The sequence below is a fragment of the Brucella sp. NBRC 12953 genome (genome assembly GCF_040369775.1).
Lineage (GTDB): Bacteria > Pseudomonadota > Alphaproteobacteria > Rhizobiales > Rhizobiaceae > Brucella > Brucella pseudogrignonensis.
In genome coordinates, this window is sequence record NZ_BAABSV010000001.1 from 84,810 (window position 1) to 109,509 (window position 24,700).

The window sequence follows — 24,700 nt, forward strand, 5'->3', positions numbered from 1 at the left end:
AGTTGGGATCGCTCTAGCTTCTGATATTTGGACAAGAAAAAGCCGCGCTGGGTTTCAGCGCGGCTTTTTAGTTTCAAGCAGATTACTTGCCCTGCTGTACTTCTGTTGGGTCTTTAAGACGACCTGTCAGGGAGAACGCCAGCAGCGAAGATACCAGCATGACAGCGCCGACAATGAACATTGGCATTTCGTAAAGACCAGTCCAGTCTTTAACGAGGCCTGTGATGTATGGTGCTGCGAAGCCCGCAATATTGCCGATCGTATTGATCAGCGCGATGCCTGCTGCCGCTGCCGTGCCGCTTAGGAAGCGGGACGGAATGGCCCAGAAGTTAGGCAAGGCGGAGAAAATCGCGCAAGCCGTAACTGTGATCATCAGGATCGTGGTTGCAGGCGTTGGCATGAAAAGTGCTGCCGGAATGGCAATGGCGCCAACAAGTGCTGGAATACCAATATGCCATGGGCGAACACCGCGCTTTGCAGCATCGCGGCTCCAGAAATAGAGAGCGATAGCGGCTGGCAGATATGGAATTGCGGTGATCAGACCCTTGTCGAACACGTCGAACTTGGTGTCGAACTGCTGTTCGAAGCCGCCAATGATCGTTGGCAGGAAGAAAGCCAGTGCATAGAGGCCGTAGATCAGACCGAAATAGACGATCGACAGAAGCCAGACGCGCTTGTCTGCGAGAGCAAGGCCCGTCTTGTGGCTGCCGTGAGCCTTTTCCTTGATCTTCTCTTCCTGAGCGAGTGCGCCGTTAAGCCAGTCGCGTTCTTCCTTGTTCAGCCACTTGGCGTCATTCGGCGTGTCGGGCAGGTAGAAGAAGGTGATGATGCCGACAACGATTGCAGGGACTGCAACGCCGAAGAACATGATGCGCCAGCCTTCGAGACCAAAAGCGCCATGCATTGCGATCAGCTCTGCTGCAAGTGGCGCGCCAATTACAGTGGTCAGCGGCTGTGCGAGATAGAACAGTGCCAGGATCTTGTTGCGGTGACGCGAAGGCACCCAGGTCGACAGGAACAGAATTGCACCTGGGAAGAAGCCAGCTTCAGCAACACCCAGCAAGAAGCGCAGGATGTAGAGCTCGGTTGCGCTGGAAACCCAAGTGAAGAGAAGGGCGACGATGCCCCATGTCACCATGATACGGGCAAGCCATTTGCGTGCGCCAAATTTGTGCAACGCGAGATTGCTAGGCACTTCAAGAATGATATAGCCGACAAAGAAGATACCGGCGGCAAAACCGAACTGAGCTGCTGTCAGCGCAAGGTCGGCAGTCATCCCGTTCGGACCAGCAAAGGAAATTGCGGTGCGATCCAGGAAGTTGATGAAGAACATCAGCGCGATGAAGGGAACCAGCCGGATCGAGATTTTCGATATGGCTGACTTTTCAGCTGACGTCATTTCGTGAGATTTTTGCTGCATTGCAGTTCCTCCCTGCTTGCATAGTAACAAGAGCGAAGGGAACTGCCTGAATGCATATCATACGATATAATGGATTCCAGCGGTGCTTTCGCCCCTAAATACGCGAGATAGCTAAAGAATGCGACATGCCGCCGCAAGCGATTTATTGTCTGTGATTTGTGATATAACCTCACAGGTATGCTCAGATACGAACGGGAGTTTCCATGCGTCCATTGCCTTCTTTGAACGCGTTAAAGGCTTTTGAAGCCGTCGCACGCCATCGCTCTATGACGAGGGCGGCAGAGGAATTATGTGTGACGCATGGTGCAGTTAGCCGTCAGATACGATCACTGGAGGATTCCCTTGGCGTGCTTTTGCTTACACGCAATGCGCGACTGAGCGATCCCACGCCCGAAGGTGCGCGACTGGCTGAGGGATTGGCCAGCGCATTTTCAATTATTGAAGGCAGTATAGAGCGTGTGAAACCGGGACCACTGACCTTGTCGTGTTCGTCCTCAATCATGATGGAGTGGATCATCCCGCGCATTGGCCGATTCCATGATCGCTATCCGGGCATCGAACTGCAGTTCAACATGAACTATGATCGCATCGATTTCATGCGTGACAAGATCGGCATAGCCATCCGCTCAAGCATTATCGAACCGCCAGCAGATGCGGTCATTCGTGATATGGGTCGTGAAGCGATCGGACTTGTCTGTGCGCCGTCCTATCTTGCACAATGCCCGTTGATAACGCCTGCCGACTTGAACCAAGCAGCTGTACTTGCCACGCAAACGCGTCTTGAAGCATTTGCTGACTGGCAAAAAGCGGCACATGTGGATTTTCCGGCGCCAGAGCCAAAATCCACATTCCATCATTTCTATCTGCTGATTCAGGCGGTGCTGTGCGGGCTGGGCGTGGCAGTCGTACCGCATATGCTGGTTGCTGAGCATATTGCATCGGGACGTCTGGTAGCGCCTTTTGGCTTCCGGCCGGGGCCGCGTCGAATGTTGCTCTGGATTGCGCCGCACAGGGCAGGGCAACCAGATACGCTGGCACTTGAAAAATGGCTCACGCGTGAAATGCGCGCCCTGCCGGAAAAGCAGGGCGCATAAGGATTTGGATTACAGCTGCTCGATGAGGGTCGCAGCACTTGAAGTTGCGGCCTGACCAGCCTGTTCTTCGATGTTGAGGGTCTTGAGCACGCCGTCTTCAACAATTGCCGAATAGCGCTTCGAGCGGATGCCAAGGCCACCAGCGGTCGCATCCCGTTCCAGACCGAGAGCTTTGGTGAACAGGGCCGAACCGTCTGCGAGATAGAGAATCTTGCCTTCGCCGCCTGTGCTCTGTGCCCATGCGCCCATAACGAAAGCGTCATTCACGGCAACGACTGCGATCTGATCAACGCCTTTTGCAAGGATGGTGTCGCGGTTTTCGAGATAGCCAGGCAGGTGGTTAAGGCTGCAGGTCGGCGTGAAAGCGCCGGGAACCGCAAACAGAACAACCTTCTTGCCAGCGAAGACTTCGTCGGTCGTCACTTCTTTGACGCCGTCTGCGGTCTTTACCTTGAAGGTTGCTGCGGGCAGCTTGTCACCAACTTTGATCGTCATCGTTTTTCTCCTGAAGGTGAGCTTTTGCCGTTATGGCCCACCTTTATGATGGCTGAATTTCGAGTGCCCATGCTTGAAACATGGCAAAGGCATTTAAGCTGATAATAGCCCATTCCACAATTTCAAATTACTGATCTTGCACGTTAATCTAGCCGAACTTGTCCGGAAACTGCTTTACCATTCTGAACCAGCGTATAGTCGATCAGTGCGCCGTCTGCGGCTTTACCATGTAGCGTTGCTGCGAAGCGCGACTGGTCGCTAGCGCTCTGGCGCTTTGCTTCGGAAAGGCTAAGCTGGTTGCTTCCGACAAACAGTTCAGCAGGTGCTTGTGCATCGGGAAGTGCGATCTCGAAAACCGCTTTGCTATCCTCCCGCGTGGCGGCTTTTACGCCGAATTCAGCCGATGCGGGAGCTGGCAGCCGATCAAAGGCTGTTTCGATGATGGTACGCGCGGCAATGGCTTGAGGCGATTGTGCAGAGGTTTCATTCAATGGAAAGTCAAACTGAGCCTGAACGGGAATGCAGATCTTCTCACAGACGCCAAGGAAAACGTGTCCTTTCAGGCGTTGCTCGCCAGGCTTTACGTGGAAGGTCAATGGCAACGACACTGAATGTTTGTAACCGATACCGCCTTCATCCCCAGCGTCAAAGTGCACAGGTGCAGGGAAGTCGATCCGCGCAAAAGTGTCACCTTCAATGCTAAGCTGCGGCGGTACACCTGCATCACCCGGATTGCGCCAATAGGTTTTCCAGCCCGGGTTAAGATCGATCTGCAACGCGCCGCGCACTTCGCCATCTGGCTTTGCACCTTCGATAATAACGCGCACTTTGCCGCCCGGCGTTTCCGACCAGTCAGATGTAGCGGCTTGCGCAGAAAATGCTGCGCTCATGAGCAAAGGGAGGACAAGAAACTTCAAAGATCTCATGCGGCGAGATTGGTAGAAAATCATGTTTCTATCAAGGCTGATTTTATGCGTGCAAATTGTAGTTCAGTGTTTCAGCAACAATTGCAGCGCGACACTAGAAAAGATCAGAAAGCCGAGACCAAGATGAAACAGAAACGCGATATTGGATATGATGCGCAGCCTGTCATAATCCGCGAAATTTGAAGCGATTTCATCGGGCGGTGTAGGGTTGTGCCAGAGATATAGCGCAAAACGATAGTTACCGCGTGGCATGGTGAAAAGATAATAGAGATCAGACACATCTCCGATCGCCTTCGTCATTGACGGGCTTTGTCTGATGTAATCGATAAGCGGAGAAAGTCTGACCTGCGCATATATAGAGTAAGCCAGGAAAAATACTGCTGAAACTACAACTATATACATTAACATGCTGGTGATTCTTCTCAATCATTAATTGCATTTCTTCGCGGAGAGGTTGCTTCATTAAGCAACCGGAAATCAAGCCCGTTCGAAACAATAAGGAACTTTGCACGATTTTCATTGTCATTTGGCGCAGTCTTGCTACCTTGATAGCTATGACCATTCTCAGGAAGCCAAACCAGGAGCAGGGTTTCTTGAACGGGCAATTCCTGCTCGCCATGCCCGGAATGAACGACGAGCGCTTCGCCCGCGCTGTGGTCTATATCTGTGCGCATTCTGAAGAAGGCGCGATGGGCTTCATTATCAATCAGCTTCAGCCGGTAGGTTTCCCCGATCTGCTTCGCCAGATTGGGGTTATCGACGATGAGGATCTGATCGTTCTTCCCTCGCGTGCGCAGAACATGATCGTGCGCAATGGCGGGCCTGTGGATCGCACGCGCGGCTTTGTGCTCCACACCGATGATTACATGGTGGATTCCACCATGCCTGTTTCAGAAGATGTGTGCCTGACAGCAACGGTCGATATCCTACGCGCTATCTATGGCGGGGGCGGCCCTGCTCAGGCTCTTATGACGCTCGGATATTCGGGCTGGTCTCCTGGGCAGCTTGATATGGAATTTGCCGAAAACGGCTGGCTCGCATGTCCTGCTCCCATGGACATGCTGTTCGACAGCGACATTGCCGGAAAGTACGACCGGCTGATGGCTCGTATGGGCATTGATGTGACCCGGCTCGTTTCCGAAGCAGGTCATGCGTGAATTAGAGCAGTAGAAGCGTAACGCTAGGTGCCTATTCCCTAAAATCACGCTGCAGCAGAATCCTGCTGCTCTCGGATCAGGCGTGTCGCTTCATCGCGGCTCGACGGTTCGCCGAACATGAAGCTCTGCACATATTCACAACCCATCTGGCGCAGTTGAAGCGCATCGCTTTCGCTATCGACGCCTTCTGTCACGACAGCGAGACCGAGGTCATGGGCCATGCTGACGATAGAGCGCAGAAGTGTGGTTTTCTGCGGTTGGTCGCCTTTAACGAATGAGCGGTCGATCTTGATTATATCGAACGGGAAGCGGGTAAGATAAGCGAGCGACGAATAGCCAGTGCCGAAATCGTCAAGCGACAGTCCAACACCCATAGTTTTCAAGCGCGCCAGCACATGAGCCGATTGCTCGGGATTTTCCATCAGAACGGATTCTGTCAATTCGAGTTTGAGGCTACCCGGATTGAGGTGAATGCGCGAGAGAACCGAGCGCACATCATTGATGAGGTCTTGTCGTATCAATTGCGTGCTCGAAAGATTGACTGACACAAACAGATCGAGCTTGGAAAACTGTTCTTGCCAAGCGAACAGATCTTCTGCCGCACGCTGAATAGCAAACAGACCGAGCTGCACGATCAGACCAGAGCTCTCTGCAATCGGAATGAATTCCGATGGTGGGATCGCACCACGGCGCGGATGCTCCCAACGCATCAGAGCTTCAAAGCCTGCAATTGTTCCTTCGTCCAATCGGACAATTGGCTGATAAACGAGACTGATTTCATCGCGCTCAAGCGCACGGCGCAAATCGGATTCGAGCTGCAATTTATCGCTGCCAATGGCGCGGAATGCCGGGCGGAACGGTTCGATGCGGTCGCCGCCGAAGCGCTTGGCCTGATGCATCGCAAGTTCTGCATCCTTGACGAAATCTTCGGCTGTTGATGCAGTCTTCGTCCAGGTGATGAGGCCGACTGATGCTGTCAGCACGATTTCGCGTTTTGCATAGGCGATAGGCGCGCGTACTGCCTGACGGAGGGCTTCAGCAAAGGAAGCAATACGCCCTGGGTCGCTTTCAGAGGCAAGGAGGAGCCCAAACTGATCAGAAGACAGGCGCGAAAGCGTATCCTGTGGCTTCATCAGGCGCGACAAGCGGCGAGAAATGGTGAGCAGGATTGTATCGCCTGCTGACATGCCGAGACTGTCATTGACCTGCTTGAAGCGGTCAATGTCGATAATAAAAACAGTCGGATGCAATCTGCTCTCGCCACGCGCCATGTTCATCACATTGCTTAGGCGGTCGAGGAAAAGCTCACGATTTGGCAAGCCAGTCAGATTGTCATGCACGGCATCGTGCAGCAGACGTTCTTCGGCTTTTTTCTGCTCAGTCACGTTAATCAATGTGCCGACGCAGCGGACAATCTCACCGTCTGAACCAATCACGGGGCGAGCACGCAGCGCATACCAGTGATAATGGCCATCATTGGCGCGCAGACGGAAAATCTGTCCAATTCGTCCGCGGCGATTTTCGAGAACGGCATCGAGTGTGGACCGGAAACGGTCGCGATCATCGGCGTGCATGGCCGGCAGCCAGTTACGGACCGGGCCTTGCAGCGAACTTGCTGTGTTGCCGAGATAGTTTGCGATATCTGGCGTTGTGACAACACGGTCACGCGGTACGTCCCAATCCCAGACAATGTCGCCTGCACCAATCACAGCAAGTGCCTGACGTTCCATGTCAGAAAGCAGACCTTGCTGAAGTGCTCCGCCTGAAAAGGCGTGCTGCATGACGGTGAAGCCAATCAGCAATACAATAAGCACAAGACCGCCGCCAAGTGCGGGTTGGATAATGTCATTATCCAGTTTCCCCGAAACCGTCATCCATGCGCCGAGGAGCCATATGAGCGTGAGCAACCATGCGGGGATCAGCATCACCGCTCGATCATAGCCTTTGACGGCAAGGTAACCGATGATGAAAATGCCTGACGCAACGGTCAATGCCAGCGACATGCGCGCAATACCCGAAGCAATTGGTGGGTCGAAAACCGCAACGCCTGCGAGCGCCAGAAGGCCGAGAACCCATGTAACGGCACCATAGCTGAAATGGTCGTGCCAGCGATTAAGGTTGAGATAGGTGAACAGGAAAATCACCAGAGAGGCGGCAAGGGCTACTTCGGTGCCCGCTCGCCAGACTTGCTCATTTCCGGGCGTTATCTCCATCAGCTTGTTCCAGAAGCCGAAGTCAACGCAGATATAGGCAAGAACCGCCCATGCAAGGGCTGCGGTGGCCGGAAACAGTGAGGTTCCCTTGACGACGAAGAGAATGGTCAGGAACAGGGCCAGAAGGCCCGAAATACCAAGCAGAATGCCGCGATAAAGCGTGTAAGAGTTAACCGCATCCTTGTAGGCTTCTGGCTCCCACAGATAGAGCTGTGGCAGATTATGCGAGGAAAGCTCAGCAACGAAGGTGACAACCGTACCCGGATTGAGCGTGATGCGGAAAACGTCGGCATCGGCACTTGGCTGACGATCAAGCGCAAAGCCTTCACTGGGCGTAATCGATGAAATGCGCGGCGAACCAAGATCCGGCCAGATGACGCCAGAGCCGACCAGACGGAAGTGTGGTGCAACAATCAGGCGGTCTATCTGCTCGTCTGTCGGGTTGGCAATGGAAAACGCGGCCCAGTCACCGGATGCGTTGGAATTTGGATCAGCCTGCACCTCAATGCGGCGAACAATGCCATCAGCACCGGGAGCTGTAGAAACCTGAACGCTTTCGCCCTGATTACGCAGCAGCTCAACAGCGCGCGAAAGATCAAGGGCAGTATCTTCCTTCGAGATTTTTATAGGTTCAACAGCAGATGCCTGAACGACTGAAAAGGTCACTAAGACGATAAGCGCGAGAAGCCGCGCAAGAGTTGAAAATAACTTGTCTGTAAGACCGTTCACGAGCGTTCAACCTTGCCATTGATCATGCGTTTGTCGCTTTCTATCAGAGCAAACAGCAGGTGATCCTGCCAGAAGCCGTTTATCTTGAGATAGGAGCGCAACAGTCCTTCTCTCTGAAATCCGGCTTTTTCGAGAAGCCGTATCGAACGAACATTATGGGGAATACAGGCAGCTTCAATTCGGTGCAACCTCAGTTGACCGAATGCAAAGGGGATAACCAGATTGAGTGCCTCGGTCATATAGCCTTTTCCGGCAAATGAAGCGCCGCTCCAATAGCCGACCATGCCATTCTGCCCCACGCCGCGCTTGATGTTGCCAAGCGTTATACCACCGACAATCTGGTGGTCGTTGTTGCGAAAAATAAAAAACGGATAGCCGGTTCCGTCAGACATTTCGTCCTGAACGCGGCGTATCCGATAGCGAAAAGCACTTTTTGTAAGTTCGTCGTCGGCCCAGGTGGGTTCCCATGGGGTGAGAAAAGCCCGGCTTTGCGCCCGCAGGCTGGTCCAGGCGGCAAAATCGCTCATCATCGGTTCGCGTATGTAAACGCGTGGACCGCGAAGAACTGTCGGATTGCTGCGCCGGAAAGGCAGGCCGATCATGCGGGTTCCTGTGTTGTTATGAGAGCAGGGGGTAGGGAAGCGATGGCGCGTGTTTTAAAAAATGAACAAACAGTATCGCTCTGTTGATCCAGCCAAGCCGACCCTGGTTCCCCCTATTTCCCTTAGACAGCAATCTTCCTTGTATGCGCGCTCGTCGAAAGCGCATCAGTCAGCCGATCAAAGCTCATCAAGCGTCCGACCGGACCAACACCGGCAATTGTCGGCTTCGTGTCGAGGAACAGTCGGCCTGCAAGATCACTCAGGCGTTCAGGGGTGATCTGCGACAGGCGGTCCATCAGCTCACTGTTTGCAACCGGACGGCCATAAAGCAGGAACTGACGCGCAAGCTGACCTGCACGGCTGGCAGCACTTTCCTGTGACATCAGCAGGCTAGCACTATACTGCGCACGAGCACGGTTCACTTCTTCGAGCTGAATGGAGTCTGCAGCCTTATGCAGCTCATCAATGATGACGGGCAGAAGCTCGACAAGCTCATCACGACCGGTTGCCGCATGAATGCCGAACAGACCGGTGTCAGAAAAGCCCCAATGGAACGCATAGACCGAATAACAAAGGCCACGCTTTTCGCGCACTTCCTGGAACAGGCGTGAGGACATGCCGCCGCCCAGAATCATCGATAGAAGCTGAGAGGCGTAGAAATCGCGTACATGATAGGCGCGGCCTTCAAAGCCGATCAGAACCTGCGCATCCATCAGATCACGATCTTCACGGAAGTCGCCGCCAACATAGGTTGCGAGATCAAGCGTAGGGGCCGTGTTGTGGGCACGGAAGCCACCCAGGCGTTGCTCCACTTCCTTCACGAATTGATCGTGATCGATGCCGCCAGCTGCGGTCACAACCATGCGGTCGGCACTGTATTGCTCATCCATATACTGACGAAGATCAGTGGACGTAAACGACATCACCGTATCCGGCTCGCCCAGAATGGCGCGCCCGATTGGCTGATGACGATATGCAGTCTCTGTAAACCGGTCGAAGACGATATCGTCAGGCGTATCGTGCGCCGCACCGATCTCCTGCATGATAACCTGCTTCTCACGTTCAAGCTCGGCTTCATCGAACTTGGAAGCGGTCAGAATATCTGCGAGAATATCGATTGCCAGCGGCACGTCATTGCGCAAGACACGCGCGTAATAGGACGTGGTTTCGACGCTCGTAGCTGCGTTTATCTCGCCACCCACATTTTCAATGTCGGAGGCAATTTGCCAGGCCGTTCGCTTTTCCGTCCCTTTGAACGCCATATGTTCAAGGAGGTGGGCTATGCCATGCCGGTCAGGCGCTTCATTTCGAGCACCAGCTTTGACCCAGATACCCAACGCAACACTTTCCACATGCGGCATGTTATCGGTGGCAATTGTCAGGCCGTTGGAAAGACGCGTTACTTCAACACCCATCAGAAAAATGCTCCCATAGTCCCATTCGGGTTCCCGTTCTTATTCTCGCAAAAGGTTTGAATTCATGCCCGAGAATGACGGCGAACGTATTCTTCCACGATTTTCAGGTCGTTGTGAAGAACCGTGAAACTTTCTTTTCGTTCCATAAGGTCCGAAAGCCATGCCGGAAGCGCTGGAGTAACACCGCTTGCAGCCTTTACAGCATCGGGGAATTTGGCCGGATGCGCGGTTGCCAGAACCACCATCGGAGCTGCTTCAGACACATTTTCGCGAGCGACCTTAACCGCAATCGCCGAGTGTGGATCCAGCAGATAACCGTCGGTTTCCAGAACAGATTGAATGGTTTGCGCCGTTTCTTCAACCGAAGAACGACCAGCCGAAAACTCGCTGCGGATAGCAGCAAGTGGCTTTTCGGAAATGGTGAAGCCTCCCGATTGCTTCAGGCCTTCCATCAAACCGCGCACCGCCGCCGCATCACGATCATGTGCTTCAAACAGCAGGCGCTCAAAGTTGGACGAAATTTGAATGTCCATCGATGGCGACGTGGTCTGTTCGACGCCGCGCATTTCATAAGCGCCGGTTTGAAGCGTACGCGAAAGAATGTCGTTGTCATTGGTCGCAATAATGAGGCGCTCGATTGGCAAGCCCATTTTTTTGGCGACATAACCCGCAAAAATATCGCCGAAATTGCCGGTTGGCACGGTAAACGAGATTGCGCGATCTGGCGCGCCAAGGCTCAATGCTGCGGAGAAATAATAAACCACCTGGGACATGATGCGTCCCCAGTTGATCGAATTTACGCCGGATAGCGAAATGCTGTCGCGGAATTGAAGGTCGTTGAACATGCCTTTGACGAGGTTCTGGCAGTCGTCGAAATTGCCTTCGATGGAAAGGGCATGAACATTCGAGAAGCCCGAGCTGGTCATCTGGCGCTGCTGCACCGGAGACACACGGCCATTCGGGAAGAGAATGAAGATATCGGTGTTATCGCGACCGCCAAAGGCTTCGATAGCCGCACCACCCGTATCGCCGGATGTCGCGCCAACAATGGTCGCGCGCTCGCCGCGTTGGGCAAGAACGTAGTCCATCATGCGCGCAAGGAGCTGCATGGCGACGTCTTTAAAGGCGAGTGTCGGGCCATGAAACAGCTCAAGTACATATTCGTTCGCGCCGGTCTGAACCAATGGGCAGACAGCATCGTGGCGGAAGGAGCTATAAGCTTCGCGTACCATGCGTTCGAAATCGGCCTGAGGAATCTCGCCGCCAGTGAAGGGTGTCAGCACGGCCAATGCGATATCCACATAGGATTTTCCACGAAGATCGCGGATCTGATCGGCGCTGAACTCCGGATATTCCTGTGGGAGATAAAGACCGCCGTCGCGGGCAAGTCCGGCGAGCAAAGCGTCGCTGAATCCCAGAACAGGTGCTTCGCCGCGGGTACTGATATATTTCATCTCAAAGGCCTTCATTTCGGGTCGAGGCAGATTTTTAGCCGTCAATGCAATAGAGCGTCCCTAAAAAAGCCGCAAGAATTAAAGCAACCTTTGAGGGATGGGGTTGCTCTTGGCGACAAAAAACAGGAAAACACCCTCACGCTATGCATTGCGTAGTGGTATAGAACAGGTCGATCAGTGCAGGGAAGCCCGGTTTATGCAGAAAGCATTACAGAATCGTTCATCGTTGTTTCCAGTCTTTGCAACGGTTTTGCTCGCAGCGCTTGCAGGCTGCACCACAAGCGGCACGCAGAAGTCTGCGGATGGCGCGCTCACGGACGCAAGCCAGCCTCGTGTGAAGGAATCGGAGCTTCGCGCCTTTTGCCCATCCGTCACGTTGCGTGACGGTACAGCCTATTTCAACACTTATGAAAAAGGCGGCGATAAAGATGCAAGCCGGGTGATTTATCAGGCTGCTTTGACCGACACCACTCGCAGCTGCCAATATGGCGAAGGGACTATCACCCTTGATGTAGCAGCGGCTGGTAAGGTCGTACCGGGTCCGAAGTACAAGAGCGGAAATGTCACTATGCCGGTGCGCGTTGCCGTGGTTCAGGGCGACAAAGTGATCTACTCCAAGCTCCACAAACAGGCTGTTAGTGTTACCAGCGGTGGCGGTGCTACGCAGTTCGTCTTTAACGACAAGGGAATTACGGTGCCGTCTGAAAGTGCTCGCAGCGTTCAGATTTTCGTGGGCTTCGACGAAGGTCCGTATAACACCAAATAATTTCTCAATTTAGAACGCCGATCTGATCCAATCACATTGGCGCTCTAAGAATATGCATCGACATTACTGGTGCAGCTGGAAACTGCTAATCAAAAGAGGCGTTCACCGTGATTGTGAGCGCCTTTTTTAGACTTGCACTTTGAATTAATTGCTAATTATAGTGCTCCGAAAGCTTTAGTACTGTATTATATATTGCTTTTTTGAAAATTTGGTTTTGATCTTTAGCAAGAATATTTGAGAATTATTCATTTACATTATTTGTTTTTGTGCGCCATATAAGTATGGCGACGTAGTTTTAAACTGGGCTTTCGATTGTTGATATTGGAACGGCAGGTTTTCTGATGGGACTTCAACGCAGGTCTGTTATTTTGCCTGTTTATATCCTGGTCGTCGTTATGCTGCTGCTTGGCGCAATAATAGGCAAATGGACCGGAGAACGTTTCCAGCTTCTTGAAGAAGAACGCGACATGGACGCGTATATGACCGTGCTCATGTCTCAGGCAAACCGCATCGTCACTTCCGCCCAGAAAACTCTGGAACAAACGAACCGCTCACCTTACTCAGTCTGCTCAGACGACGATAAACGTTATTTGAGGGAGCTGCTGTTCAGTGCCTATCATATCAAAGACATCGGTCGTCTCATCAATGATCGCCTCCAGTGCTCGACCTTGTTAAACGACATTGACACCGATGAGGTACGCTCGACTGAAGATGTGCTTTTGGGAGACGGAACTTATGTTTATGGCGACCATCAGCTGCTCACGCCCGGTAGTCATGGGCCTGTCATGGGGCGGGCTGAAGCCAATGTCGTATTAAGTTCGGTTGCTTTTGATGCTCTGCATGTCTCGCAGTATCATTTCGCAGTTTTTCTCGTGAATTCCGATAAAACAAAATCTGCTCGTCTCTACAGCTTTCCGGATGAATTTCCCGGCAATGCCCAGAATAGTTTTGTACCGACGAGGAACAGTCGATTTTTCGGTGTTGGAGACGATATCCTGCGGGAAAACACCTGCGATCCCGTCACGGGTGTTTGTATTGCTCTGGCGACGTCGGAAAGCTGGCATACGCAGTCGGATGGCATTTTGCCTGTCCTGTTCACAGTTCTTGGCACATGCGTAGGAGCAGGGCTCGGTGTCGGTTGGAATTACTATCGCAATCGCGACCGATCATTGGTTTCACTTTTGAAGAAGGCTCTGGCGGCGAACAGTCTGACACTCGTTTATCAACCGGTTGTCTGCATCGGCAGTGGTAGAATTACCGGTTTTGAGGCGCTAATTCGTTGGGAAATAACGAAAGGCGATTTTGTCCCGCCCGATCTGTTTATAGCGCGTGCGGAAACTGCTGGGATTGCTGACAGGATCACTATCTACGTCGTCGATCATATGCTTGCAGAAATGGGTGAGCTGCTTCGTGAGCAGCGCGATTTACGTATCAATATCAATATGACGGCAGGTGATGTGCAGAACCCAACTTTCAGGGCAGCACTTGAGCAACGCTTGCTTGCTGCCGACATTGATCCCCATCAGATTGGGCTGGAGCTGACTGAACGCACTGCTGTTGACTTTTCTAAGGCTTCCGAAGGTATCAAGGACCTGCGTGAGCGGGGCCACCGGATCTATATCGACGACTTCGGTACTGGCTATTCCAGTCTTGCCTATCTGGGAGAGTTGCAGGTCGACGCGATCAAGATCGATAAGGCTTTCACCCGAACCGTGGGTGACGAGGATGGCAAGGTTTCGATCGTTCCGCAGATCATTTCCATGGCGCATGGACATAATCTCGATATCGTCGTGGAAGGTATCGAGACAGCCGCTCAGGCGGAATATTTTCGCAGCATTAGTGGCGATATTTCAGGGCAGGGATGGTTTTTCGGAAAGCCGGTTGATGCCAAGTTCGCTCAAGCGCTTGTCGTTGGTTCTAAGAGCCCCAAAAAACGCGGACAGGCAAAGACACCTAATTCGAAATAGATATTTAACTATAGGACAAATCTATAAGATTCTAATTAAATTAAACCGCTTGTGTGAAGTGAATAGCAAGAGGTTTGCGCTAGAACAGTATCAACAGAGATGACTGCATCTGGAGTTCGGGCGCAATCATCTTCGACTGAAACTGCAACGAAACAAGAGGATGGGGCGGCTCACAGAAACCGCTCTGGTCTATGCCCATGAAACAGAAATATGAACGCGTGCTTGAACCGACGGATACCTGGGCTATCTTCGATACGATCTCAGGCGAGCCTGCTTCACTGGGCGAGCGCATGCTGATCGGATTGAGCGAAAGCGAATCTGAAGAGCTGTTTGCGACACTAAATGCCGCGTCGAAGGGCAAGAGCAAGCGTAGCGCTGCCTGAGCGCTCTAATCATCTGGTTTAACGCGCATCTTGTTCCGAGAACCGTTTCACACTTTTCGGGATGCGCTTTAAGCGGACAGAAATGCTTCATTTCCATGAACTGATGCAGCGAGAATATGCTGCATCAATTGCACCAGCGACTATAATTCTCCCGAAAATCCATTCCGGAGAAATGGATGAAAATCAGGCATCCGTCCAAATTGACAGTGCTTCGATCACGCCGGGAAGATCCTTGTGGCGGTGAATAACTGTTTCCGCACCTGCATCGGTCAGCTTGTCTGCATGTCCGGGATAGGTGTGAGCGCCTCCGGTGAAGCCGATGACGCGCATACCCGCAGCGCGCGCGCCATGAATGCCGTGGGCTGAATCTTCAATAACAATTACATCAGCCGGATCGACACCGAAGTGCTTCGCTGCATGAAGGAAGACGTCTGGTGCAGGCTTTGGCTTCTTGGAGCCAACTTCACGAGACGAGAAGATGTTCGGTTCAAAAAGATCGTAGAGGCCGACGCGCTTCAGCATGAGTTCAAGGCGAGCGCTGGTCGAGTTCGAGCAGATGCACTTTGGAAGGCCAAGAGCTGAAACGACTTCGACGATATCTTCAATCGCCTGAACTTCGTTCTTAAGGCGTTCATCCAGCAGCTTGTCGGCTTTATCGAGCAGGGACGCCGAAAGTGGAATTCCAGCTTCACGCTCAACGGTGAGAAGAATGTCCTGCCACGTCAGGCCTGCGAAACGCTCACCCACTTCTTCCGCTTCAATTGGATAACCGGCTTCAGTGAGAAGGGCTGCATCGACTTGTGCGGCGATGAATTCCGAGTCCACCAATACGCCATCACAGTCAAAAATAATCAGGGACGGAGCCGCCATTTTAAAAAGCCTTTGTGTGGGAGGTGTGGGGGTAATAGCACCCACCGAACTATCGCCGATGAGCTACACCTTTATGACTTAGGCGTCAAACTCGGCGTCTTCAAGGATGAAGGGATATCAGGAACGATATCAATTGCTGACCGTTTTCTCTTGGTCGGAGCGTGATGCGATCTGACAAACATACTTGGCGTGTATCACCGTGAAGCTTGCTTAGGCTCTCCCTGATGCGCTCTCAAAGGAGAATTCGATGCGTAAATCCGTTGTACTGTTTGTTCTGGCAGTTATCGTCGTTCTAACTTTTATTTTTGCTACCCCGTATTATTACCGTGCAACGCCGGAAAACAACGGAAGCGAACCCACTTCCCAAACAAGCCAGTAAACTTAGACCTCGCCTGAAACCTCACGGCGGCGGCGATCTAGTTCTTCACTATAGCGACGCAATGTATGTGCTTCACTCAAAAGCCCCAGCACTTTGCGGTCCTGTGCATTGTTGATGACTGCGAGTGCTTCAGCTTCCGCACGGTCAAAACGCGCAACAGCTTCTTTGGCATTCATCTGTGGAAGCAGGAACTCATCCTGATAGCGCAACAATTCGGAGATACTGCGTGTCTCATCCGTTGTGTCGAAACTCTCGGAATAGGCAGCAGGAACGGGAATCATGCCGACATATCGGCCATCACTATCGACGGCGATGACGCGCTGTGTCGAACCAAGCGGAAAGTCGTGGCGGAATGTTTCGATATCTGTGTCGATCTGCACCGTACGCACGTCATGACGCATCATCCGGGTGACAGTCAGGTTACGTATCCAGCCAATATCGTGTGCGGAACGTATAGCTTCACCGCGCAAGTGGAAACGCCAGGTTGCGAAGGAGTAGCCGAAGGTTTTGCGAACCATCAGAGATGAAGACACGACGGCACCTAGCACAAGCATCGCAATTGGGAAATCGCCAGTTAATTCGAGAGCCAGAAACGTCATCGTCAATGGGCCGCCAACGATGGCGACGGCCATCGAACTCATGCCGATCACAGCGTAGACCTCTGGTTCAAGCGTGAGTGGTAAGACATAACCGGTCACGGCTGCAAAGAGCTTTCCAGTAAGCGCGCCAAGAAACAGGGACGCAAAGAACAAGCCGCCGCGAAATCCTGAACCGATTGAGATGGCTGAAGCCAGTGACTTACTGAAAATTAGCAGCAGCAAAACCGGAATGGTTAGATTGGCATTCAGGTCGAGATGCAGGGCACCATGGCCGGAAGCCAGAACTTGTGGCGAGACGAAAGCGATCATGCCGACAATTGCGCCACCAATGGCTGGAGCGAGAACTGTTGGGACCACGCTTTTGCGTGCGACACGCTCAACTGTTGTCACACCACGCATGATGAGAATGGCGATGCCAGCAGCAAGAAAGCCGAGAACCAGTGCAGGCACATAGTCGCGCGCCGCAATGCTATCCAAAGGTCCGATGTGAATGACAAAAGGCGGACCACCGATGGCTTGTGTGACCAACATGCCGACGATTGCGGCGACCACCACAGGTGCAAGAGTGGCAATCGAGTAAACGCCGATAATGAGTTCAAATGCGTAGAAAGCGCCGGTCAGCGGTGCGTTAAAGGCGCTTGCAATCGCGGCTGCTGCACCACACCCAACTAAAGTACGCAAATCGGCGCGGCGCAATTTCAGCGCACGACCGATACGCGATGCGAAACCACTGGCGAGCTGCGTATAAGCTGCTTCAAGCCCGACGGACGCACCAAACCCGTTGGAAATAAGGTTCTGCCCGACGAGGATAAAACTGTCCGTCAGCGAAAGATGGCCGCCGTGCAAAGCATTGGCTTCAATGGGGTCAACGATGGGACGTTTACGCCAGCGCGCCAATATCCAAATGACAATTCCCATGAGGATGCCGCCGGCGAGTGGTGCAATGTAAGCGCTGGAACTCAGTTCCGAGGCGGAGCTGAGCCGCTCCCCTTCCGCAAGACCGAACAGAGCCTGATGCATCCACTGAGAAATGCCGCCAATTGCTGCAACAGCAAGCGCGGAAATCACGCCGATAACCACGCCCGCGATAGCGAGACCAATTTCACTGCCGCGCACAAGCGCGCGCATACGGAAGGGTACGAAAAGAACCCGCAAATACCGGTTGTGGCGCAGCTCGTTGATATTCATGTCAGACACATAGAACAGGTACGCTTATCAGTCTCGGGTTGCAGTCCAAAATATGAAACGGTTTTCGGACAAGCAGCACGTTGAAGCAAATCACTTGAAGGCAATTATAGGCGCAAAACGAATAACCAAGCCTTATTGATTGCGTCATATTGCATTTCTGCACTGCAATTTGTTGACGGCTTTAATATGGCTGGAAGAAAACTGTTTAAGCCATATCGCTCGCAAAAGTGCCGGAAACGCGGGCATTTACCGCTCAATTAAGAAAAGGTTTACGATTTCAATCACTTGGCGTTAACCGCATATTTACCCTACTCAGTAACCATAAGGACAAGTTTTTAGCGTTCACAGGTAATCGAGTATCCCATGTCCCTAGTACGTCTTGCACATGAGTTGCCTATTGAGGCCCCACGTACCGCTTGGCTCGACTCTATCATCAAGGGTGATTGCGTTGCCGCTCTGGAACGCCTTCCTGATCACTCGGTGGACGTCATTTTCGCCGATCCTCCATACAATCTTCAGCTTGGTGGTGATCTCCATCGCCCTGATCAGACGATGGTCAGCGCAGTTGATGATCATTGGGACCAGTTTGAAAGCTTTCAGGCCTATGATGCTTTCACTCGCGCATGGCTTCTGGCCTGCCGCCGCGTTCTGAAGCCAAATGGCACTATCTGGGTCATCGGTTCTTACCACAACATCTTCCGCGTCGGCACGCAGTTGCAGGATATTGGTTTCTGGCTGCTCAACGATATCGTCTGGCGCAAGACCAATCCGATGCCGAACTTCCGCGGTCGTCGTTTCCAGAACGCGCATGAAACGCTGATCTGGGCTTCACGAGATGCAAAGGGCAAAGGTTACACCTTCAATTACGACGCCATGAAGGCTGCCAATGACGACGTACAGATGCGCTCTGATTGGCTGTTCCCAATCTGCACGGGCTCAGAACGCCTGAAAGATGAAAACGGCGACAAAGTTCATCCGACGCAAAAGCCGGAAGCACTGCTTGCCCGTATTATGATGGCCTCGAGCAAGCCGGGCGACGTTATTCTTGATCCGTTCTTCGGTTCCGGCACCACGGGTGCTGTTGCAAAGCGCCTCGGTCGCCACTTCGTTGGTATCGAACGGGAGCAGACCTATATCGATGCGGCAACCGCTCGCATTGATGCGGTCGAACCGCTGGGCAAGGCCGAACTGACGGTTATGACCGGCAAGCGTGCAGAGCCGCGGGTGGCCTTCACCTCGATCATGGAGGCAGGTCTCCTACGTCCGGGCACGGTTCTTTCTGATGCACGCCGTCGTCATGCCGCCATCGTTCGTGCTGATGGCACACTGGCTGCGAATGGTGAAGCGGGTTCGATCCATCGCATTGGGGCCAAGGTACAGGGATTTGATGCCTGCAATGGCTGGACATTCTGGCACTATGAAGAGGCAGGTATGCTGAAGCCTATCGATGATCTGCGCAAGGTGATCCGCGATCAGATGGCTGTCGCAGGCGCTTAATCTTGATCCATTTGTTTTTGCGCACATCTTGTTCCGAAAACCGCATCGCACTTTTCGGAATGCGCTCTAACACTCTATATTTGCAGCATATTTAAGGAATTATGCTGTAGAGCTTACTATCGGACGACCTCCAACAAAGTCTGATGAAAAGACCCCCGAAGTGTTTCGCTTCGGGGGTCTTTTTCTGTTTAGGTGTTTTTTGGATCAGAATGAGAGACCGAGGCTTCTCAGATTGTCTGCCAATTTAGGTGCGCCGGTGAAATGCACAGCCTGCCAACCGGCTGCTTTAGCACCTTCCACATTGGCCGGACTGTCATCAATAAAAAGCGTTGCAGCAGGATCAAGATCGAAGCTTGCAACGTGATGCTCGTAAATTTCGCGGTCTGGTTTCAACATACGGATATCGCCTGAGACCGTGACGCCGCGGCTCTCCGTCAGAAACGGAAACCGTCCTTGCGCTTCACGTAATGTGTCGGAAGCGAAGTTCGTGAGCATGGTTACGTCATTGCCCTCAGCAATAAGTCCGCGCAGTATTGCAACACTGTCATCGTAGGAATGGGGCACCATCAGATTCCAGTTTTGGCGAAATGCGCGAATGTGACTGCTCTTTTCTGGGTGCGCTTCAATCAGCAGCGCTTCAGCATCCTGCCAGCTGCGGCCACGATCCTGTTCGATATTCCAAGCGCCTGTGCAGATATTCTCCAGAAACCAGCGGCGCTCTGCCTCGTCAGGGATCACATCGAGATAGGCAAGCTCTGGGTCATAATGCAACAGCACTTTTCCAATATCGAAAACGACGTGTTTGACTTGATTGGTCAACGGTTTTTCCTCCCCCGTTTGAATGCGTCTGGAATAGCGGCAGTAATTGCCTTTTTCATGACAGTCGGCAGCGCTTCGCCTTCAAGTTCTGAAGGCGAAGACCACCAGCCTTCTGTAATATCGTGCTTGGTGATGTTGGCGGCTGAATAGACGGAAAGGCGCAATTCGAAATGTGTGAAGACATGCGTGATGCTCCCTGAGGCGACCCAGTCGCCAGCAAAAGGAGCGGCATCTACCGTTGCGTCGCCATCAATACGTGCCGTCCAGTGACTGCCCGGCACTTCTGTCATGCCAGCAAGCAGACCTTCACCTTTGCGTTTGCGCAACAAAACGGAACCATCATCGGCGATTGCAACGAAAGCAGCGCCCGTTCGGATTGGCTTCGACGCTTTAGGGGCTTTGACGGGAAATTCTTCCGGGTCGCGCTTTGTAAGAGCTTCGCAGCCGTCATTGACAGGACAGATCGCGCAAGCTGGGCGACGCGGTGTGCAGATGGTTGCGCCTAAATCCATGACTGCTTGCGCAAAATCACCAGGCCTGTCTGCAGGTGTCAACTCTCCCATAAGGAGGCGGATTTCTGTTTTAGCTGCAGGAAGAGGAGTGTCGATAGCATAGAGACGTGAAATAACACGCTCGACATTGCCGTCCACTACGGCTGCTGGCTGACCAAACGCAATTGCTGCGATTGCCGCAGACGTATAATCGCCGATGCCCGGTAGTTCTTTTAACTCGGCAGCGGTTGTGGGGAAGCTTCCGGCATACTGAGCTGCAACCAGATCTGCGCATTTTTTGAGATTGCGCGCGCGTGAATAATAGCCAAGTCCTGCCCAGGCTCGCAAAATGTCGTCTTCGCTCGCAGCGGCCATAGCCATGACATCCGGCCAGCGTTCGACAAATTTGGTGAAGTATGATTTGACCGCTTCAACCGTTGTTTGTTGAAGCATAATCTCCGAAAGCCATATCCGGTAAGGGTCAGCCTTGATGCCGCGCGATTGCTCTGATGGTGATACACGCCATGGTAGAATACGATGGTGCCGATCATACCAGTCAAGAATTCGTCCAGTTCTGTGGCTAACGCAGGTATTAAGCATTTTTCCGGTATGATTTAAGTGTCGGGAGAGGTACTCATCTCTGATTAGAGACCTTTGTTTAGAATTGATAGAAATTAATGCGTGGCATCGCCTCACTGAGCTGCCAAGAGAATTGAAATTAAGGAGAGCCCGTGGTTGGTTCTGTCCCGGTTTACGCCATCAATCTTGCTCGCTCTCAGGACAGATGGGACGCCCTGCGCGCAAGCGCTGATGCATTCTCCATTGATATTCGTCGCGTAGAAGCAGTCGAGGGTAAACTCCTTGCTCCAGAAGAGCTGACCAATTTGGACGAGAATAGCTTCCGCCGGTGGCATGGAAAAATTCCACTCCCTGCTGAAATCGGATGTTATTTCAGCCATATACGTGCGCTTGAAACAATAATCGCTGAAAACGAGCCTTTTGCAGTCATCATTGAAGATGACGTGGAGTTCACACCAGAGTTTCTTCCGTTTTTAGCCGCAGCACGTAAGTTGGCAGGCTGGGATATTATAAAGCTCGTCAATCATCGCACAAATAGCTACCGCAATTTTCACACTTTAGGCGCGGGATTTACGATTGGTCGGTGTATGCATGGGCCTTTGGGCAGCTCTGCTGCCTACATCGTTACACTTGAGGGGGCCAAGCGGCTACTTACGGCGATAAAGCCTATGTATCTTCCATATGATGTTGCATTGGAGCGTGGATGGGCGGGCAGTTATGAAATCTTCACGACCAATAAGCCCGTTGTCGCTCTGTCAGAAATACTAGTATCTACTATAGCACAAGGTAGACAAGGCTACGCCAAAACGCGTTTACCTGCATACAAACGGCTGACAACGTTGTTGTTTAGAGCAACTGACTATATCAGGCGAATCGCATACGCTCTAAGGCGAAATAGCCTGAAAGAGGTTTAAGTGGCATTTCTAAAAAAATCTTTTCTTCTCCGCCGGCGGGTGGACCATTGGGTTCTAGGCGTTGCATCTGCAGCGATGCCCATCCGATTAGGATTGGGCCCAATCATTCTTTTTGTATTTTCATGCATTGGTATCTATCTCAGTTTTGCTCGTCACGCAGCGACCCGTCTATTTGCTAAGAAGTTCTACATATTCATTCTACTTTATGCTGGTTGGTCTTTAGGCCTCATTCTGTTCCGTGGAGAGCCGTTCGCTAACAACCGACAAATTGGCTACACGCTTTTGATCGCGGTATTCGCCTTTGCAGGTCCCGGAATGCTGCTGGTTCGGAACCCCCTTCGGGCGTATGTGCTAGGATCGCGTGTCGGTGTCATTATGGCCGTCCTTGCGATTATATACCTCGTATTCGCTGAGGGTGGGCGGATTGGTGTTGGTGGCAACGAGGCAGTCTTTGCCTTTGTCGCAGGCGTGGCAGCTATTTCAGCCGCTATTCCAATTGGCAAAACTCATCGCTATCTTCCAAACGGCCCTCATTGGCTGATTTTGGGTTTGGTTTCTGTTCTGGCGTCGGAAACGCGGGCAGTTATTGTTGTGCTGCCGGTTTTTGCCGCGATCGAAGTCATATTCTTCCTCAAACGCTTTAGTATTCGACAACAGGGAGCTGCTTATGCAGCCATGGTGGCCGCTCTCGCGGCTCTTGTCGTTGTAGGACCTGTTGGAGATATCATCTCCAAACGTTTTGCGGGAATGGTTGAATACTACGACAGTGGTGACAGCTCACAATGGGAAGATAAAATTTCGGCAGATATCCGCGAAGTCATGTGGACGAGTGCTGCAAAGGTTATCGAGCAGAATCCGATAGCGGGGGTTGGTGCTTATACGAAAATGGACGTAGTCCGGGCGCAAGCTGGAGAGCAAGCTGCTCTGTTGGAGGGATTTCGCCACGTCCATAACACTGTGCTCGATGAATTGCTGAACGATGGCATCATTGGACTGTTCTTCATGTTCGCGGCGTTCCTGGCGATTTTTGTGCATCTTTGGCGCAACTCCGATAGTTGGGCTATGCGCCGAGCCTTGATTTACTTTGCGGTGGTTTGTGGCAGCTATGGCATGTTGCATAATCCATTGCTGCATGAGGTTACGATCTCGTCGGTGATGTTCTTCCTCGCCGCGCTGAATGCAGCAGCATCACGCCGCATTATGGCTTTGCGTCGTGCCGGACTTACAAACTACATTTGCAGGAAATGACATCCATGAAAGCAATCGTGACGGGCGCCGCTGGTTTCATCGGCTTTCACACCGCAGCGCGCCTTCTGGATGAGGGATGGCAGGTCATAGGTATCGATAATCTTAATGATTATTATCAGGTTGACCTCAAGGAAACGCGTCTTGCCAAGCTGAATGCGCGCGACGGCTTTCGCTTTGCGCAAGCGGATGTTTCCGATGCGGAAGCTTTCAATGCGGCAATTGGTGCTGATCGTGATGTCGATGTCATCGTGCATCTCGCAGCCCAGGCTGGCGTTCGTTATTCCATAGAAAACCCGGCAGCCTATGTGTCGGCCAATGTCATGGGGCAGATTACAGTTTTTGAAACGGCTCTTAAGCTCGAAAAGCGTCCGCCAGTCGTTTATGCCAGCTCGTCGTCAGTCTATGGCGCTAACGAAAAAATTCCGTTTTCTGAAAGCGATGCTGTTGACCATCCGGTCTCGGTTTATGCCGCTACAAAGCGTTCAGGTGAACTTTTGGCCGTGTCTTATAAGCATGTTCACGGCCAGCATTCGACGGGTTTGCGCTTTTTTACGGTCTATGGTCCGTTCGGACGCCCGGACATGGCGCCATGGCTGTTCACCTCGGCGATCCTCAAGGGCGAGCCGATCCGTGTTTTCAACAATGGTGAGATGCAACGAGATTTCACATTCGTTGATGACATCGTAAGTGGCGTTTTAGGCGCCATAAAACGCATCATGGAACAGCCTGAACAAACTGCGCCTGTCTATAACCTCGGCAATAACCGCCCGGTCATGCTCAGCGATTTCATCTCGGAGATTGAAAAAGCATGTGGAAAGCAAGCGATCCGCAAACTTGAACCGATGCCAGCTGCCGACGTTCCGCGCACCTATGCTGATATTACACTTGCTGCGCGCGATCTTGGTTTCAGCCCTAAAACCACACTCGATGAAGGTATTCCTTTGTTTGTTGAGTGGTTTCGCGGCTATAATGGAACGCGATGAGCGAACGTAAACCCAAAAGAGGCTTCCGCCCTCTGGCAGATATGGCATCTGGTTTGATGGACCCGATGTTGCAAAAGCGTGCGGGTATCAATCTCTCATTGCTGCAATCCTGGGAAGATATTGTCGGCCCGGCAATAGGTGCTTCGTCACGCCCGCTGCGCATTATCTGGCCTCGGCGCCTGCATGAAGACGATCCTTTCAGTCCCGCTACGCTGATTATTGCCTGTGAGGGTTTTTCTGCTTTGCAGATCCAGCACGAAACGGGTGAAATTATCAGTCGTGTGAATGGCTTCCTTGGCTTCTCGGCTATAGGTCGCATAAAGATTGAGCAGAAGCCGCCTGCGCTGGATTTCAGGCGTAAGCCAAAGCGAATGGCTCCTCTGGCGCCTTCAGAAGAACGGCGTATCGATAAGGCAACGGACGGTATTGAGGACGATGCTCTGCGCGCCGCGCTTGCCCGCCTTGGCAAAAATATACTCGCTGAGAAACGCGCTACGAAGAAGTGAGCCGCT

At 52.4% G+C, this 24,700-nt stretch carries 23 protein-coding genes; 11 read left to right on the forward strand and 12 right to left on the reverse strand.

Annotation, left to right across the window (positions count from 1 at the left end):
• Positions 1-82: 82 nt before the first annotated feature.
• A complete protein-coding gene (locus ABWV94_RS00465; protein WP_007874032.1) occupies positions 83-1,420 on the reverse strand; it encodes an MFS transporter in 1,338 nt (445 codons plus the stop codon).
• 203 nt (positions 1,421-1,623) lie between these two features.
• Here ABWV94_RS00465 and ABWV94_RS00470 point away from each other — a divergent pair, with 203 nt between their 5' ends.
• Positions 1,624-2,514: a LysR substrate-binding domain-containing protein gene (locus ABWV94_RS00470; RefSeq protein ID WP_105518259.1), complete on the forward strand. Its 891-nt coding sequence runs from the start codon at positions 1,624-1,626 to the stop codon at positions 2,512-2,514.
• A 9-nt stretch (positions 2,515-2,523) separates the two neighbouring features.
• On the opposite strand, the gene ABWV94_RS00475 is transcribed toward ABWV94_RS00470, so the two are convergent.
• The 3 genes from ABWV94_RS00475 to ABWV94_RS00485 form a co-directional block, all read right to left on the reverse strand.
• Positions 2,524-3,009 (reverse strand): peroxiredoxin, encoded by a 486-nt coding sequence (locus ABWV94_RS00475; protein WP_113498326.1) that lies wholly within the window; start codon positions 3,007-3,009, stop codon positions 2,524-2,526.
• 143 nt (positions 3,010-3,152) lie between these two features.
• A complete protein-coding gene (locus ABWV94_RS00480) occupies positions 3,153-3,935 on the reverse strand; it encodes a protein-disulfide reductase DsbD domain-containing protein (protein ID WP_113498428.1) in 783 nt (260 codons plus the stop codon).
• Positions 3,936-3,998: 63 nt separating this feature from the next.
• Positions 3,999-4,214, reverse strand: coding sequence for a hypothetical protein (locus ABWV94_RS00485; protein ID WP_161624136.1), 216 nt, complete (start codon positions 4,212-4,214; stop codon positions 3,999-4,001).
• Positions 4,215-4,489: 275 nt separating this feature from the next.
• Between ABWV94_RS00485 and ABWV94_RS00490 the strand changes: the two genes are divergently transcribed.
• Positions 4,490-5,092, forward strand: coding sequence for a YqgE/AlgH family protein (locus ABWV94_RS00490; protein WP_007874038.1), 603 nt, complete (start codon positions 4,490-4,492; stop codon positions 5,090-5,092).
• Positions 5,093-5,136: 44 nt separating this feature from the next.
• On the opposite strand, the gene ABWV94_RS00495 is transcribed toward ABWV94_RS00490, so the two are convergent.
• The 4 genes from ABWV94_RS00495 to thrC form a co-directional block, all read right to left on the reverse strand.
• Positions 5,137-8,034: an EAL domain-containing protein gene (locus ABWV94_RS00495; protein WP_113159861.1), complete on the reverse strand. Its 2,898-nt coding sequence runs from the start codon at positions 8,032-8,034 to the stop codon at positions 5,137-5,139.
• Positions 8,031-8,636, reverse strand: a complete 606-nt coding sequence (locus ABWV94_RS00500; RefSeq protein WP_007874042.1) for a GNAT family N-acetyltransferase — start codon at positions 8,634-8,636, stop codon at positions 8,031-8,033. The genes ABWV94_RS00495 and ABWV94_RS00500 overlap by 4 nt, the downstream gene beginning before the upstream one ends.
• Positions 8,637-8,758: 122 nt before the next feature.
• Positions 8,759-10,051, reverse strand: a complete 1,293-nt coding sequence (locus ABWV94_RS00505) for a M16 family metallopeptidase (protein ID WP_113498324.1) — start codon at positions 10,049-10,051, stop codon at positions 8,759-8,761.
• Between the two features lie 62 nt (positions 10,052-10,113).
• Positions 10,114-11,505, reverse strand: a complete 1,392-nt coding sequence (gene thrC, locus ABWV94_RS00510; RefSeq protein WP_113498426.1) for a threonine synthase — start codon at positions 11,503-11,505, stop codon at positions 10,114-10,116.
• Between the two features lie 196 nt (positions 11,506-11,701).
• Between thrC and ABWV94_RS00515 the strand changes: the two genes are divergently transcribed.
• From ABWV94_RS00515 to ABWV94_RS00525, 3 genes are all read left to right on the forward strand, one after another.
• Positions 11,702-12,271: a hypothetical protein gene (locus ABWV94_RS00515; RefSeq protein ID WP_007874049.1), complete on the forward strand. Its 570-nt coding sequence runs from the start codon at positions 11,702-11,704 to the stop codon at positions 12,269-12,271.
• A 341-nt stretch (positions 12,272-12,612) separates the two neighbouring features.
• Positions 12,613-14,238: an EAL domain-containing protein gene (locus tag ABWV94_RS00520; protein ID WP_113498322.1), complete on the forward strand. Its 1,626-nt coding sequence runs from the start codon at positions 12,613-12,615 to the stop codon at positions 14,236-14,238.
• Between the two features lie 197 nt (positions 14,239-14,435).
• Entirely contained in the window at positions 14,436-14,621 is a 186-nt protein-coding gene (locus ABWV94_RS00525) for a hypothetical protein (protein WP_113498320.1), read from the forward strand.
• A gap of 183 nt (positions 14,622-14,804) precedes the next feature.
• On the opposite strand, the gene ABWV94_RS00530 is transcribed toward ABWV94_RS00525, so the two are convergent.
• Positions 14,805-15,491, reverse strand: a complete 687-nt coding sequence (locus ABWV94_RS00530; RefSeq protein ID WP_007874055.1) for an HAD family hydrolase — start codon at positions 15,489-15,491, stop codon at positions 14,805-14,807.
• 247 nt (positions 15,492-15,738) lie between these two features.
• Here ABWV94_RS00530 and ABWV94_RS00535 point away from each other — a divergent pair, with 247 nt between their 5' ends.
• On the forward strand, positions 15,739-15,870 hold the full coding sequence (locus ABWV94_RS00535; protein WP_256443839.1) for a hypothetical protein: 132 nt from the start codon (positions 15,739-15,741) through the stop codon (positions 15,868-15,870).
• A 2-nt stretch (positions 15,871-15,872) separates the two neighbouring features.
• On the opposite strand, the gene ABWV94_RS00540 is transcribed toward ABWV94_RS00535, so the two are convergent.
• A complete protein-coding gene (locus ABWV94_RS00540) occupies positions 15,873-17,657 on the reverse strand; it encodes a chloride channel protein (RefSeq protein WP_112806984.1) in 1,785 nt (594 codons plus the stop codon).
• Between the two features lie 363 nt (positions 17,658-18,020).
• Here ABWV94_RS00540 and ABWV94_RS00545 point away from each other — a divergent pair, with 363 nt between their 5' ends.
• Entirely contained in the window at positions 18,021-19,154 is a 1,134-nt protein-coding gene (locus ABWV94_RS00545) for a site-specific DNA-methyltransferase (RefSeq protein ID WP_007874058.1), read from the forward strand.
• Between the two features lie 204 nt (positions 19,155-19,358).
• On the opposite strand, the gene ABWV94_RS00550 is transcribed toward ABWV94_RS00545, so the two are convergent.
• Positions 19,359-19,973, reverse strand: coding sequence for an HAD family hydrolase (locus tag ABWV94_RS00550; RefSeq protein WP_113498317.1), 615 nt, complete (start codon positions 19,971-19,973; stop codon positions 19,359-19,361).
• The gene (mutY, locus tag ABWV94_RS00555) at positions 19,970-21,064 is read right to left on the reverse strand and encodes an A/G-specific adenine glycosylase (protein WP_105518263.1); all 1,095 of its coding nucleotides are present in this window, start codon (positions 21,062-21,064) and stop codon (positions 19,970-19,972) included. Before mutY ends, ABWV94_RS00550 begins: the two co-directional genes overlap by 4 nt.
• 131 nt (positions 21,065-21,195) lie before the next feature.
• On the opposite strand from mutY, the gene ABWV94_RS00560 reads away from it, so the two are divergent.
• Genes ABWV94_RS00560 through ABWV94_RS00575 form a run of 4 tightly spaced genes read left to right on the forward strand, consistent with a single transcriptional unit; the run spans position 21,196 to position 24,694 of the window.
• Entirely contained in the window at positions 21,196-21,957 is a 762-nt protein-coding gene (locus ABWV94_RS00560; RefSeq protein WP_113498315.1) for a glycosyltransferase family 25 protein, read from the forward strand.
• Positions 21,958-23,205, forward strand: coding sequence for an O-antigen ligase family protein (locus ABWV94_RS00565; protein ID WP_079211603.1), 1,248 nt, complete (start codon positions 21,958-21,960; stop codon positions 23,203-23,205).
• Between the two features lie 5 nt (positions 23,206-23,210).
• The gene (locus tag ABWV94_RS00570; RefSeq protein ID WP_113498312.1) at positions 23,211-24,188 is read left to right on the forward strand and encodes an SDR family NAD(P)-dependent oxidoreductase; all 978 of its coding nucleotides are present in this window, start codon (positions 23,211-23,213) and stop codon (positions 24,186-24,188) included.
• Positions 24,185-24,694: a DUF721 domain-containing protein gene (locus tag ABWV94_RS00575; RefSeq protein WP_007874074.1), complete on the forward strand. Its 510-nt coding sequence runs from the start codon at positions 24,185-24,187 to the stop codon at positions 24,692-24,694. Before ABWV94_RS00570 ends, ABWV94_RS00575 begins: the two co-directional genes overlap by 4 nt.
• Positions 24,695-24,700 lie beyond the last annotated feature (6 nt).